This window comes from uncultured Anaerotruncus sp. (assembly GCF_902490045.1).
GTDB lineage: Bacteria > Bacillota > Clostridia > Oscillospirales > Ruminococcaceae > Anaerotruncus.
In genome coordinates, this window is sequence record NZ_CABUCJ010000066.1 from 1 (window position 1) to 13,602 (window position 13,602).

A 13,602-nucleotide genomic window follows, 5' to 3' on the forward strand; every position below is an offset into this window, starting at 1 on the left:
GGCGCCGCCGACTTTGGCCGAAGGCCAACCGGAGGCGGCGCGGGGGTCAAGGGGGTCTCCCCTTGCGGCTTCTTTCCCCTATTTCTTGTCCGTACAAGAAATAGGGTCGCTGTCGGTCGACTACCGACAAGCCCTCCGCTCGCTGGACGGAAAATCCAAAACCGCCGGGAGGCCTCCCGGCAACTCCGCCGCCCGATGAGCGGAAAATCTAAAGCCGCCGTCGGCCGGTCGCCGACAAACTGCGAAGCTTCATGAGCGGCAAATCAGAGCTTATTAATGAGCAGGATCGAAATCAACAGCCCATAGAGCGCGACGCCTTCGCCCAGGACGACAAAGATCAGCGCCTTGCCGAACGCCTTGGGGTCCTCGGAAAACGCGCCGATCGCGGCGGGCGCGGTGGAAGCGATCGCGATGCCCGCGCCCAGGCAGCTGAGTCCGGTGGCGAGCGCGGCGGCGAGATAGCCCATGCCCTGGCTGTTCTGAGCGGGGGCGGCCTCGACGGCGGCCGTGTCCGGGGCCGTGCCGGCGTCGGGCGCTTCGGCCGAAACGCCGACCGCCATCATGATCATCAGCAGGGTGGCAATGAGAAAAACGCCCGCGTTGGCAAGCACGCGCCTTCTGGCACCGGTGGTGGACCCGACCTTGACGATGGGGATGAGCAGCAGGGTGGCCGCGATCACAGCGGCGGTAGCAATCACAAACAGCATCACAAATTACCTCCAAATCAAATTGGTATCCGCGCCCGGGGGCGCAGAGACGTGTCGGATGAAAAGATCACTTTTCCGAGCCCTTTACCGTGACGGGGGAGAAGGGTTTTCCGTCGCCGTCGAAATAGCGGCTGAACATCTCGTAGAACTCGAGCCTGAGGACCTGGATGCCCACAATGAGACCCTCCATGCCCATCACAAAGAGGTTGCCGATGATGATGACCGCGGGGCTGGCGGCACTCCCGACCATCTCGGAGAGGGTGAAGACGACCGCCATCATGCCCGCGTGGCTGAGCACGAAGCCGCCCACGCGGAGGAAGGACATCGTGTTGGAGAAAAAGCTGAGCACCACCTCGAAGAGCTCGAAGGGCGCGACCGTCAGGTAGGCGCCCATGCCCTCCTCCGGCCTGGCGCCCAGCCCCTTCAGCAGGTTGCCGAGCGGCTCCTTGAGCAGGATGACCGCGAGCGGCAGCACGATCAGCAGGATGACGTAGAGGTGGGTGAAATAGTTTTTGCCCGCCAGGAACATCATGACCGCGCCGAAGAGGACCGCGCCATAAAAGACAAATCCCGCGACGCCGTTGGCGGAGAAAAACGCCCGTTCATAGTCGCGCCTGTGGAGGCTGGAGAAGATATCCATCAAAATACAGGTGCAGATGAGCACCACGCCGAGCGCGACCGCCGCGATCAAAATGAGGTTGGTGTTCTCGGGGGCCATGACCTCGATCGGCTTGCCGGGCAGGTGCAGGACGTTCACATAGAAGGGGGTGAGCAGCTCCTCGAAGCCGAACACCGACCCGTAGAGCGCCCCGAAAATACAGGAGAAGATGCCGATCCGGTTGACGACCGCGCCGATCTGGAACCGTTTGAACTTCCAGAGCAGCCACCCGCCCAGCACCAGCACCAGCCCCTGGCCGAGATCGCCGAACATGACGCCGAAGAGGAGGGAATAGGTGAAAGCCACGAAGGGGGTGGGGTCGAAGTCGCCGTAGGCGGGCAGGCCGTACATCTCGACGAACATCTCGAACGGGCGGGAAAACCAGCCGTTTTTGAGCTTGGTGGGCGGCTGAAGCCGTTTGTCCGAGTCGTCCGGCTTGACCTCGACGGTCACGTCGGGCAGCTGCCGCAGGCTCTTTGCAAAGTCGTCCGCGCGGCTCTCCTCGATAAAGCCGGTGATATAGAATACGTCGATGAACTCCCGTTTCAGTACGGAGACGTACTTGCGCATGTCGAACGAATCGGAGAGGAATTTCAGCCGGGTGTAGAGCTTGTAGTAGCGGTCCCGCTGGGCGTCCACCAGCTCCTGGAACTGGTTTTTGGCCGCCGCGAGCTGCTCCCGGTTGGCGTCGATCTCCTCCCGCAGCCGGGCGAGCGCCTCCCCGGGGGTGCCGTGGATGAAGGAGGGGACCCGCATCCGTTCAAAATAGAGGGAGGAGAAGATGTCGTCGATCTCGGGCGCGTCCTCAGCCATACAGAAGTAGGCGCCCCAGCGGTATTCCTTCTCCGTGTCGAACGATTTGAAGATAAAGGGCTTTCCCGCGTAAAAGGAGAGCTTCTGGTAGCTGTCGAGCGGCAGCCGCCCCAGGCGCATTTTAATATACTTGCAGGTGAAGAGCTCGTCGAACTCGACGTCGAGCTCCGCCAGGTGGGAGAGGATCAGCAGCGCGGCCTCGTCCTGGTCGATCTCCCCCTGCAAAAAGTTCATCCGTTCCCGCAGGGCGCCGAGCCCCTCGGAAAAGGTCCTGTAAAAATCCTCGTAGTACTGCTGGCTGTGCGCCGCGACACGGGAGAGCTTGTCGCTGCGCACATATTCCGGCATGTACTTGGGGTTGAGCCCCGCCGCCACGCCCGCGTCGGTCAGCTTCTGCAGCGCGTCGGCGTAGGGGTTTTCCTCCGACAGCGGCGTGAAGCCGCGGATGCCCCCCGCCGCCTGCTGCGAGGGCTCGGGGTGGAAATCCCCCCTGTCCAAACAGCGTATGATGACGTCGTCGAGGTTTTTCATATCGCCGACGATGTTCACCAGCGCCAGCTTGGCTATCGACATGTAAATCCGCCCTTTCTCCGGCAGACGGGAACCGGCCCCCGCCGGTCCCCCCGGGATATTTGTAATGCCCGCCCCACGGGGGCCGGCCGGTCCTTCGCGTTTGAATCGGTCCTTCGCCTGGTCGTCCGCTATGCCTTATAGAGCAGCTTTTCGATCTTCTCGGGGGGGAGCCCGTAGCGGACGCCCTCGATGATGCGCACGATGTCCTCCGTCTCCATGCTGCGCAGCAGCATAAACGCCGTATACACCACCTCCGGGCTGGTCGAAAAGCGGAGCAGCCTGCGGGTGGCGCGGTAGCGCACGCCGTCCGTCTCCCCCTCGAAGAAGCCGGCTTCCGGATCGATCCGCCGGCCGTAGGGGGTGGCGGAAAGCAGCTGCAAAAACGCCTGCGTGTCCCGCGCGCTGACCATCTCCTCGAGCTGGCGCGGCCGAAGCCGGCTGTAAAAGGGGAGCATCGTCACGCGGATGCGGCCGGAATCCGCCCCGAAATAGGTTTTCATCCGGTAGATCGTGTTGAGGTTCATCAGCTCCGCGCGCATGGTGATCAGCTCCCGCAGCTCGGCGGAGGCCCTGCCGCGCGTCTCCCGCTTCGCCCGTTCGAGCAGCGTGGAAAAATAGCAGGTGCGCAGCGCAAGCTCGTAGCGGGTGTAGCGCAGGGTGTTGCCGTCCGGCGGATACTGCTTCTGGCAGCGGCGCAGCACCGGCTCGTAGACCGTGCCCGCCACCGCCCCGATCACCTCGTCGAGGGAGCGCGCCCCCGCCAGCCCCAGGATGTTGAAGCTCGCGTAGGGCTGCATGAAGGTCGGCAGGGAGGCGACAAAGTCCTCCTGCCCGTCGGAGATGATGTTGCGCAGGCTGGAAAGGATCAGCTCGATCTCCAGGTCCATGACGATGTACTGGTAGATGCTGTCCTTCTCGCGGACATATTTCGCGAGCCGCACATACTGGTAAAAGAGGTCCCTGTGCAGCAGGTTTTCCAGCTGGCGGCGGTGGATCGTGCTGTCCTGGACCCCCTCCAGCGCCGCGCGGTAGGGGGTCTTCTCCCGCAGGTAGGCGGAAATCTCCTGCACGCTCTGCTTGCGCAGGAGGTCGTCGTACTGGGCGGGGGAGAGCATCTGCCCGTACATGGCGCGCGCCTTGGAGATCACCGCGTTTGCATACTGCGCCACGGCGTCACCCCCCGATGCAGCGGTCCACGATTTCGGCGACCCACCGCGCGCTGTTCTTCTGGTAGTTTGCCTTCAGGCGGCCGAGCGCCTCCTCGTGGCGCGCGCGCGCCGCGGAGAGGGCCTCCTCCTTCTCCATCTGGGCCTGCTGGCGGAACTGCTCCACCTTTTCCCGTTCCCGCTCGCGGTACTGCTTCGCGAGCTCCTTTTTATAATCGTCCATGTGCGCCAGCACGCTGCCGCGCTCCTCTTCCGCCTCTTCCACAAGCCGCCGGCCGCGCTTGTCATATTCCACCAGATTCTTGATGACCCGTTCCACAGCACCATCCCTTTCGCCGGAAGATGGAAGGGGGCTAGTGCCCCATTCTGATTGTTTCCTTAGTGTAGTCTCATTTTTTTGCTTTTGCAAGCGGATTTTGGGCCCGCCGCGGTTTTTGCCCGCTTTCTGTGACGCTCAACCCAAATTTCCGTCCGTCCGGCGGTATTTTTGTCAAACTTCACATGGTTTGGGACGCGCACCACAAAATCAGGCAATATTTCCCGCAGAAAAATCCCTTGTTTTCCTTGATTTTCATTATACTAATTGTTATACTGATAGTGAATATAGACAGGCACCAGTACGGCTGCCAAGTTCTGAGGGAGGATTCGACTATGAAAAAATTGACAGCGACCATCAGCGTGCTGCTGGTACTTGTCATGGTGCTTTCCGCGCCGGCGTCGGCGCTCGCGATCATCACCAGCGACACCTTCAGCACCAGCGCCAAATCGGCCGACAAGTGGGTGACCGACCGGTATGAGCCGGAGGAGTTCGACCGTTCCGACGGCAAGCTCTATCTCTCCGTGGGGCCCAAGGGCTACTACAAATACCGCGCGGACGATAAAAAGGACAAATACTACGCCCTCCAGGGCAAAAAGCTCCCGGTCGAAATGCCCTCGAGCAACACCTGGACCGCGACCGTGAAGATCAACGTGGATGACAACTGGTTCTCGTCGAGCGACGGACGCCGCCGCGCCGAGTTCCGCGTCGACCTCGTGGACGGCGACGGCAACGCGCTCAAGAATTCCTCGCCCGCCATCGCGCTCGTCAAGGGCGGCTCCGGCGCGCCCGTGCTCAAATATTATAACCCGAAAGCGCAGGGAAGCTGGGGCATGGCCACCCGGTTCGTCAACGGCGACAAGGAGACCGAGGACCTCACCGTGGAGGATGGCTGGCACTCCCTGCTCATCAAGGCCAACAACGGCGTGCTCACCTACTACTTCGACGAGAAAAAGCTCGGCAACTGCACGCTGACCACCAAGGACGTCTATCCCTCCTTCATCGCGCTCAACGTCTACAACTACGACCGCCCGCAGATGGTCGAGTGGGATAACGTCACCCTCTACGACGGCAGCTACATCATCCGCCAGCTCTCCTCCGAGGCGCAGGACAAGAAGGACGAACGCCTGGAGAGCCAGTATGAGAAAAAGCGCAACAACTGGGAGGACAAGTACACCGAGTATATGTTCGGCCGGAACAGCACGGACAAGACCGTAAAAATCGATGGGAAGACCTTCGATACCGGCAAGTGGTACACCCAGAGCAAGCTCAAGAGCACCTTCAAGATTTCCGACAAGGATTGGGACGAGGAAAACAGTCAGCTGAAGGATATTTTGGCTTCTTGCCCGCTGCCTGTGGAGACCCGCGAGAAGAAAGAAATGCCCGACAGCTATTGGGACTACTAGGCGCACGCCATTTGCGGTTCCCGACCGCAAATGGCCTCGCGATCGGACAAGCCGATGCGCGTGCGCCTCACGGGCGGAGGGTCGGCGACCCTCCCCCGTGTGCCCCCTCCTATTGCCGTGCATTCATGATAAAGCGGCCGCCCTCCCGGGCGGCCGCTTTTATTTGTCTGCGTTTATGGGGCCATGCTCTTTTTCGTAAGCCTCTACATGGGCCTTTATCAAGGCCTCGGTTTCTTTGTTGACAGATCTTCCGTTCCCCTCGGCGATGTAACGAAGTTTCTGCATTAGCTTTGGATTGATGCGCAGGGTAAAATGCGGCAAGCTTGAAGGCATATTGGCTTCCCCTTTCATAGGTGATGTCACCTTAAAAAGATTATATACCTTTTGATTTGCTCTTGACTTCAAAGTGAGGTCACCTTATAATGAAGGTGACCTCACTTTTTTTATGAAAGGGATGCATTTATGGACAACGATATTTTAAAGGCGCTATATGAAGGGGAAGTCTACCCGTCGGAACAGCTTGGTCCCATTCCCGAGGAAAAGGAAATGATGGAGATGTGCACACTGCTTTGGCGCCGGCTGGGGATGGAGGATCAAAAGAGGCTGGATCATATCACCGACCAGTTAGCGGTGGTGTGCGGGGCGTATGCGCTTCGCGGCTTCCGTTCCGGTTTCAGGCTGGGCGCGCGCATCGCGCAGGCGCTGTATACCTGACCGCGCGTTTCTCCTGTTGGGAGAATCGAGATTAGGTTGAGCCCTCAGCTAGTGTACCTTTGGGGAGCGGCGGCAGTTCCCGGGTTATGGCAAGGTACTCCCGGGGATTCCAAAGGACCCGGCGGAGGGTCCTTTGGCGCCCTTCTTTGGTTCCTTTCTTGGGCGAACAAGAAAGGAACTCGCTGTCGGTCGACTACCGACAAACTGCGCCGCTCGATGAGCGGCATATCTAAAACCGCCGTCGGCCGACTACCGACAAGCTCCACCGCTCGGTGAGCGGCATATCTAAGAACAAAAAAGAGCGGGCCCCACCGGGCCCGCTCAAAAATACTGAATTTAAGATTTCTTCTTCATCTGCTCCCGCATGCGCTGGGCGTGGTCCAGAATCTTCTTGCGGATGCGGATGCTCTTGGGGGTGACCTCCAAAAGCTCGTCGTCGCTGAGGAACTCGAGGGACTCCTCGAGGGAGAAGCGGCGCGGCGGAATGAGGCGGAGCGCGTCGTCCGACCCGGAAGCGCGGGTGTTGGTGAGCTGCTTTTTCTTGCAGACGTTGACGGCGATGTCCTCGTTCTTGGGGGACATGCCGACGACCTGGCCGGCGTAGACCGGCTCGCCCGCGCCGAGGAAGAGGGTGCCGCGCTCCTGCGCGTTATAGAGGCCGTAGGTGATCGTCTCGCCCGTCTCGAACGCGATGAGGGAACCGTTCTGGCGGCGGGGGATCTCGCCCTTATAGGGGGCGTAGCCGTGGAAGAGGGTATTCATGACGCCCTCGCCCTTGGTGTCGGTCAAAAATTCGCTCTTGTAGCCGAAGAGGCCGCGCTCGGGGATGACGAAGGTCATCTTCATGCGGCTGCCGACCGGCTCCATCGTTTGGAGCTCGCCCTTGCGGGGGCCCATCTTCTCCATGACCGAGCCGGAGGACTCGGCCGGGACGTCGATCGTCAGTTCCTCGAACGGCTCGCACAGCTCGCCGTCTATCGTCTTGAGCAGCACCTTGGGGGTGCTGACCTGGAACTCGTAGCCCTCGCGGCGCATGTTCTCGATGAGGATCGACAGGTGCATTTCGCCGCGCCCGCAGACGACGAAGCTGTCGGCGGTGTCGCCGTCCGAGACGCGCAGGGAGACGTCGCGCAGCAGCTCGCGGTAGAGGCGGTCGCGGATCTGGCGGGTGGTGACGAATTTGCCCTCGCGGCCCGCAAAGGGGCTCGTGTTGACCGAGAAGGTCATCTCCACGGTGGGCTCGGAAATCTTGACGAAGGGCAGCGCGATGCTGCTGCCCGCCGCGCAGACGGTGTTGCCGATGTTGATGTCCTCGATGCCCGAGAACATGACGATGTCGCCGACCGTGGCCGACTCGACCTGGGAGCGGCCCACGCCGGTGAACTGGTAGATCGCCGTGATCTTGCCCTGCTTGAGCAGCTCCTTGTCGTGGTAGTCGCAGACGTTCATCTGCTCGTTGACCCGCAGGGTGCCCTGCTCGATGCGGCCGACCGCCATGCGGCCGACATAGTCGTTATAGTCGATCGACGAGACGAGCACCGCGGTGGGCAGCTCGGGGTCGCCCTGGGGCGGCTGGATGTAGTCGACGATCGTGTCCATGAGCGGCAGCAGGTCGGTGCCCGCCACCTCGGGGGAGATGGAGGCCGTACCGTCGCGGCCGGAGCAGAAGACCATCGGGCTGTCGAGCTGCGCGTCGGACGCGCCGAGGTCCATCAGCAGCTCGAGCACCTCGTCGACCACCTCGTAGACGCGCGCGTCGGGGCGGTCGATCTTGTTGATGACCACGATGACCGCGAGGTCGAGGTCGAGCGCCTTGCTCAGCACGAACCGGGTCTGGGGCATTGGGCCCTCCGCCGCGTCGACGAGCAGCAGCACGCCGTCCACCATCTTGAGCACCCGCTCCACCTCGCCGCCGAAATCGGCGTGTCCCGGGGTGTCCACGATGTTGATCTTCACGCCCTTATATTCCGCGGAGGCGTTCTTCGCCAGAATCGTGATGCCGCGCTCCCGCTCGATGTCGTTCGAGTCCATCACGCGCTCCTGCACCGCCTGGTTCTCCCGGAAGGTGCCCGACTGTTTCAGCATCCCGTCGACCAGCGTCGTCTTACCGTGGTCGACGTGCGCGATAATTGCAATGTTGCGTAAATCTTCCCTCTTGATATTCATACACATGCATCCCATCTGCCGTTCTCCGGCACATTCATTCGACATTTTTACCTTGGTATCATACCGCCAAACAAGCATGTTGTCAAGAAAAACCCGCTAATTCTGGTGATTTTGCTGATGCAGGGCGAAATCCTTCCGCACGGACGGCGCCGCCGGGGAGGCCGCGCGGCCGGCCTGCATCAAAAGTTTTGCGGCGCTTTTTCAAAAGCGTCAAAAAGGAAGGGCCGCCCGGCGGGCGGCCCTTCTTTCTTTTCGTCTCTCTCGTCACTCGTCGCGGCCGCAGCACTTTTTATACTTCTTGCCGCTGCCGCAGGGGCAGGGATCGTTGCGTCCGACCTTTTTGACCGAGCGGGGCTTGTTCTGGATGGTGCCGTCGCTGCCGAAGCCCTCCTGGGCGGGCTTGGCGACCTGCTCGCGCTTGGGCTCCTGGTTGGTGCGCAGCTGGATGGTGTACATCAGCTTGACGGTATCCTCGCGGATCGACTCGATCATCGCGTCGAACATATCGAAGCCCTCGATGCGGTATTCGACAACCGGGTCCTTCTGGGCGTAGGAGCGCAGGTACATGCCGCGCTTGAGCTCCTCCATGTCGTCGATGTGCTGCATCCATTTGGTGTCGACGTTGCGCAGCAGCACGACACGCTCGACCTCGCGCATGATCGGGGAGGTGAACTGCTCCTCGCGCGCGGCGTAGAGCTTTTCCGCGCGCTCTTTGAGCTGGCGCTTGATCTCGTCGTCGGTGATTTCGCCGAGCTGTTCGGTGGTGTAGCGCAGGTCGTCGTGGGTGGTCAGCCAGCCCATAAAGTAATCGCGCAGGCCCTCGAGGTTCCAGTTGTCGTGGACCTCCTTGTCGACGAGGTAGCGGTCGACGACCGAATCGATCGTCTCGCCGATCATATTCCGGATGATGCCGCTGATGTCCTCGCCGTCGAGCACCTTGTCGCGCTGGGAGTAGATGACCTCGCGCTGGCGGTTCATGACGTCGTCGAACTGGAGGACGTTTTTGCGGATGCCGAAGTTGCGGGTTTCGACCTTCGACTGGGCCGACTCGATCGAGTTGGAGAGGATTTTCGCCTCGATGGGCATGTCGTCCTCCGCGCCGATCATATCCATCATATTCTGGATGCGCTCGCCGCCGAAGAGCCGCATGAGGTCGTCCTCAAGCGAGATGAAGAAGCGCGTTTCGCCCGGGTCGCCCTGGCGGCCGGAACGGCCGCGCAGCTGGTTGTCGATGCGGCGGGACTCGTGGCGCTCGGTGCCGATGATGAAGAGGCCGCCCGCCTCCCGGACCTTCTCCGCCTCGGCGGAGATTTCCGCCCGGTACTGGTCCATCTTCTCACGGAAGAGCTTGCGGGCCGCGAGGATTTCCTCGTTGTGGGTGTCGGCAAAGCCGGTCGCCTCGTTGATCGTCTCCTCGTCGTAGCCCTCGCGGCGCAGGTCCGCCTTGGCGAGGTATTCGGCGTTGCCGCCGAGCATGATGTCGGTGCCGCGCCCGGCCATGTTGGTGGCGATCGTCACCGCGCCGTATTTGCCGGCCTGCGCGACGATCTCCGCCTCCTTGTCATGGTACTTCGCGTTGAGCACCTCGTGCCTGATGCCGCGGCGCTTGAGCATTTGGGAAAGCAGCTCGGACTTTTCGATCGAGATGGTGCCCACCAGCACCGGCTGGCCCTTGCCGTGGCACTCGACGATGTTCTCGATGACCGCGTGGAACTTCGCGGTCTCGGTCTTGTAGACGACGTCGGGGTGGTCATGGCGCTGGATGGGCTTGTTGGTCGGGATCTCGACGACGTCGAGCTTGTAGATCTCCATGAACTCATCCGCCTCGGTGAGGGCGGTGCCGGTCATGCCGGCGAGTTTGTCGTACATGCGGAAGAAGTTCTGGAAGGTGATCGTGGCGAGCGTCTTGCTCTCCCGCTCGACCTTGACCCCCTCCTTGGCCTCGATGGCCTGGTGCAGGCCCTCGTTGTAGCGGCGGCCGAGCATGAGGCGGCCGGTGAACTCGTCGACGATGATGACCTCGCCGTCCTTGACGACGTAGTCGACGTCCCGCTGCATGATGCCGTGGGCCTTGATCGCCTGGTTGACGTGGTGCTGGATCTGCATGTTGTCGCCGTCGGTGAGGTTCTCGAGCCCGAAGTATTCCTCCGCCTTCTTGACGCCCGAGGCGGTCAGCGTGGCGGTCTTGGCCTTCTCGTCGACGATGTAGTCGCCGTCGACGTCGTCGTGCTCCTCCTTGGAGTCCGCCTCGGCCACCCGGTAGCATTTGAGGGTGCGGGCGAAGCGGTCGGCCTTCTCATAGAGGTCGGTCGACTTGTCGCCCTGGCCCGAGATGATCAGCGGGGTGCGCGCCTCGTCGATGAGGATCGAGTCGACCTCGTCGACGATCGCGTAGTTGTGCCCGCGCTGGACCTTGTCCGCCTTGTAGATGACCATGTTGTCGCGCAGGTAGTCGAAGCCGAACTCGTTGTTGGTGCCGTAGGTGATGTCGCAGCCGTAGGCCTCGCGCCGCTCGGCGGTCGTGAGCCCGTGGACGATCAGCCCGACCGTGAGGCCGAGGAAGCGGTAGACCTTGCCCATCCACTCGGAGTCGCGCTTGGCCAGGTAGTCGTTGACCGTGACGATGTGCACGCCCCTGCCGGTCAGCGCGTTCAGGTAGGCGGGCAGGGTTGCGACAAGGGTTTTACCCTCGCCGGTCTTCATCTCCGCGATGCGGCCCTGGTGGAGGATGATGCCGCCGATGACCTGCACGGGGAAGTGCCGCATGCCCAGCACGCGGTCGGACGCCTCGCGGCAGGCCGCGAAGGCGTCGGGCAGCACGCTGTCGAGCGGCTCGCCCTGCGCGATGCGCTCCCGCAGCTTGGGGGTCATCGCCTTGAGCTCGTCGTCGCTCATGGCCCGGTAGGTTTCCTCCAGTTCAAGCACCTTCTGCTGGAGGGGCAGGACGCGCTTGATCTCCCTGCTGGAATAGGTCCCGAAGACCTTGTTTAAAATACCCATTTTGTCACCTCATACTCTGATACGCGCGGACCCTCCCATGCCGTTTCAAAAAAAGCCGCGGCAGGCCGGAAATGCGTATACTTTAACTTGTACATTCTACTCCCGCCCGCTGTCAAAGTCAACCACGTTTTCCCGCTTGCGGGGCCGGTTTGGGGCCCCTCCACAGAGGGAGGCGGACGGGCGGGCGCATCTCTGCTTATTATAACCAAAAAAAATCCAAAAATTAGGCCTATTTTGTTTTGCAACCGTGAACAAAAGCTGAACAATCCCCTTGATAAAGCCTTGACAAACTAATATAATAAAGATTGGACAACCCCAGTAAACAAACCGAAAGGAGTACCGATATGAACTATTCTCATGAAGTGGAGAGAATGTGCGTTCTCGCCAAAGGACCCAAGCACGGTCCCGCGCCCATTCCCGAAGAGGGCCAGTGGGTAAAGGCCTACGAGATCAAGGATATCTCCGGACTCACGCACGGCGTGGGCTGGTGCGCGCCGCAGCAGGGCGCCTGCAAGCTCACCCTCAACATCAAAAACGGCATCATCGAGGAGGCGCTCGTTGAGACGCTGGGCTGCTCGGGCATGACCCATTCGGCCGCGATGGCGGGCGAAATCCTCCCCGGAAAGACCATCCTGGAAGCCCTCAACACCGACCTCGTCTGTGACGCGATCAACGTGGCGATGCGCGAGCTCTTCCTCCAGATCGTCTACGGCCGCAGCCAGACCGCCTTCTCCGAGGGCGGGCTCCCGATCGGCGCGGGCCTCGAGGACCTCGGCAAGGGGCTCCGCTCCCAGGTCGGCACCATCTTCTCCACCAACGCCAAGGGCGTGCGCTATCTTGAGCTGGCCGAGGGCTACATCCTCTCGGTCGCCGTCGACAACAACGACGAGGCCATCGGCTACAAGTTCGTCAAGGTCGGCAAGATGCTCGAGGACATCCGCCACGGCGCGGACCCCAAGGAGGCGTTCGAGAAGAACATCGGCACCTACGGCCGCTACGCCGACGCCCCCAAATACATCGACCCGCGTGAAGAATAAGAGGAGAGGGAGGTAACACACATGGCAAAGTTTGAAGGACAGGAGAGAAGGATGCCCAAAATCAGCGCGTGTCTCGCTGAATACGGCATGTCTTCCCTTGAAGATGCAAAAGAGATCTGCCTTGCCAAAGGCATCGACGTGGAAAAGATCGTCAAGGGCGTGCAGCCCATCGCGTTCGAGAACGCCGTCTGGGCCTACACCCTCGGCACCGCCGTCGCGATCAAGAAGAACTGCAAAAAGGCCGCGGACGCCTCCGAGGCGATCGGCATCGGCCTGCAGGCGTTCTGCGTGCCCGGCTCGGTCGCGGAGACCCGCGCCGTCGGCCTCGGCCACGGCAACCTCGGCGCCATGCTGCTGCGCGACGAAACCAAGTGCTTCTGCTTCCTGGCGGGCCATGAGTCGTTCGCCGCGGCGGAGGGCGCGATCGGCATCGCCCGCAACGCCAACAAGGCCCGCAAGGAGCCGCTGCGCGTCATCCTCAACGGCCTGGGCAAGGACGCCGCTTATATCATTTCCAGAATCAACGGTTTTACCTATGTGGAAACCGACTATGATTTCGCCACCAGCGAGCTCAAGGTGATCGGCGAAACCCCCTATTCCGACGGCGAGCGCTCCAAGGTCAAGGTCTACGGCGCCAACGACGTGCTCGAGGGCGTGGCCATCATGAAGCACGAGAAGGTCGACGTCTCGATCACCGGCAACTCCACCAACCCGACCCGCTTCCAGCACCTCGTCGCGGGCACCTATAAGAAATGGTCCTACGAGAACAACGTCAAGTACTTCTCGGTGGCCTCGGGCGGCGGCACCGGCCGCACCCTGCATCCCGACAACATGGCGGCCGGCCCGGCTTCCTACGGCCTGACCGACTCGATGGGCCGCATGCACGGCGACGCGCAGTTCGCCGGCTCCTCCTCCGTCCCGGCTCACGTCGAGATGATGGGCCTCATCGGCATGGGCAACAACCCCATGGTCGGCGCGACCGTCGCGTGCGCCGTCGCCGTCGAGGAATCCTTCAAGTAAGTTTTCCGCTTTGGAAAAGAGCCGTG

At 61.5% G+C, this 13,602-nt stretch carries 11 protein-coding genes; 4 read left to right on the plus strand and 7 right to left on the minus strand.

All coding sequences use genetic code 11. The features are described from left to right. Window positions 1-263: 263 nt before the first annotated feature. From RDM88_RS08205 to RDM88_RS08220, 4 genes are all read right to left on the minus strand, one after another. A complete protein-coding gene (locus tag RDM88_RS08205; RefSeq protein WP_374045435.1) occupies window positions 264-707 on the minus strand; it encodes an ATP synthase subunit C in 444 nt (147 codons plus the stop codon). Between the two features lie 67 nt (window positions 708-774). After that, window positions 775-2,751: a V-type ATPase 116kDa subunit family protein gene (locus tag RDM88_RS08210; protein ID WP_308754375.1), complete on the minus strand. Its 1,977-nt coding sequence runs from the start codon at window positions 2,749-2,751 to the stop codon at window positions 775-777. Between the two features lie 128 nt (window positions 2,752-2,879). Then, entirely contained in the window at window positions 2,880-3,920 is a 1,041-nt protein-coding gene (locus RDM88_RS08215; protein ID WP_308754376.1) for a V-type ATPase subunit, read from the minus strand. A 4-nt stretch (window positions 3,921-3,924) separates the two neighbouring features. Continuing rightward, window positions 3,925-4,236, minus strand: coding sequence for a hypothetical protein (locus tag RDM88_RS08220; protein WP_308754377.1), 312 nt, complete (start codon window positions 4,234-4,236; stop codon window positions 3,925-3,927). A gap of 332 nt (window positions 4,237-4,568) precedes the next feature. Between RDM88_RS08220 and RDM88_RS08225 the strand changes: the two genes are divergently transcribed. Next, window positions 4,569-5,639, plus strand: a complete 1,071-nt coding sequence (locus RDM88_RS08225) for a hypothetical protein (protein ID WP_308754378.1) — start codon at window positions 4,569-4,571, stop codon at window positions 5,637-5,639. A gap of 159 nt (window positions 5,640-5,798) precedes the next feature. Here RDM88_RS08225 and RDM88_RS08230 read toward each other — a convergent pair whose 3' ends face one another. Then, window positions 5,799-5,990: an Arc family DNA-binding protein gene (locus RDM88_RS08230; RefSeq protein ID WP_308754379.1), complete on the minus strand. Its 192-nt coding sequence runs from the start codon at window positions 5,988-5,990 to the stop codon at window positions 5,799-5,801. Window positions 5,991-6,101: 111 nt separating this feature from the next. Between RDM88_RS08230 and RDM88_RS08235 the strand changes: the two genes are divergently transcribed. Beyond that, window positions 6,102-6,353, plus strand: coding sequence for a DUF6809 family protein (locus RDM88_RS08235; RefSeq protein ID WP_308754380.1), 252 nt, complete (start codon window positions 6,102-6,104; stop codon window positions 6,351-6,353). Window positions 6,354-6,689: 336 nt separating this feature from the next. On the opposite strand, the gene typA is transcribed toward RDM88_RS08235, so the two are convergent. Together typA and secA are read right to left on the minus strand one after the other, a co-directional pair. Beyond that, complete coding sequence (typA, locus tag RDM88_RS08240) at window positions 6,690-8,519, minus strand: translational GTPase TypA (protein WP_308754381.1); 1,830 nt, start codon at window positions 8,517-8,519, stop codon at window positions 6,690-6,692. A gap of 264 nt (window positions 8,520-8,783) precedes the next feature. Then, a complete protein-coding gene (gene secA / locus RDM88_RS08245; RefSeq protein WP_308754382.1) occupies window positions 8,784-11,519 on the minus strand; it encodes a preprotein translocase subunit SecA in 2,736 nt (911 codons plus the stop codon). A 344-nt stretch (window positions 11,520-11,863) separates the two neighbouring features. Here secA and RDM88_RS08250 point away from each other — a divergent pair, with 344 nt between their 5' ends. Both RDM88_RS08250 and RDM88_RS08255 read left to right on the plus strand, forming a co-directional pair. Further along, complete coding sequence (locus tag RDM88_RS08250) at window positions 11,864-12,556, plus strand: hypothetical protein (RefSeq protein WP_308754383.1); 693 nt, start codon at window positions 11,864-11,866, stop codon at window positions 12,554-12,556. 21 nt (window positions 12,557-12,577) lie between these two features. Continuing rightward, window positions 12,578-13,576 carry a GGGtGRT protein gene (locus tag RDM88_RS08255; protein ID WP_308754384.1) on the plus strand — a complete coding sequence of 333 codons (999 nt, stop codon included), beginning with the start codon at window positions 12,578-12,580 and terminating at the stop codon, window positions 13,574-13,576. The last annotated feature ends 26 nt before the right edge of the window (window positions 13,577-13,602 follow it).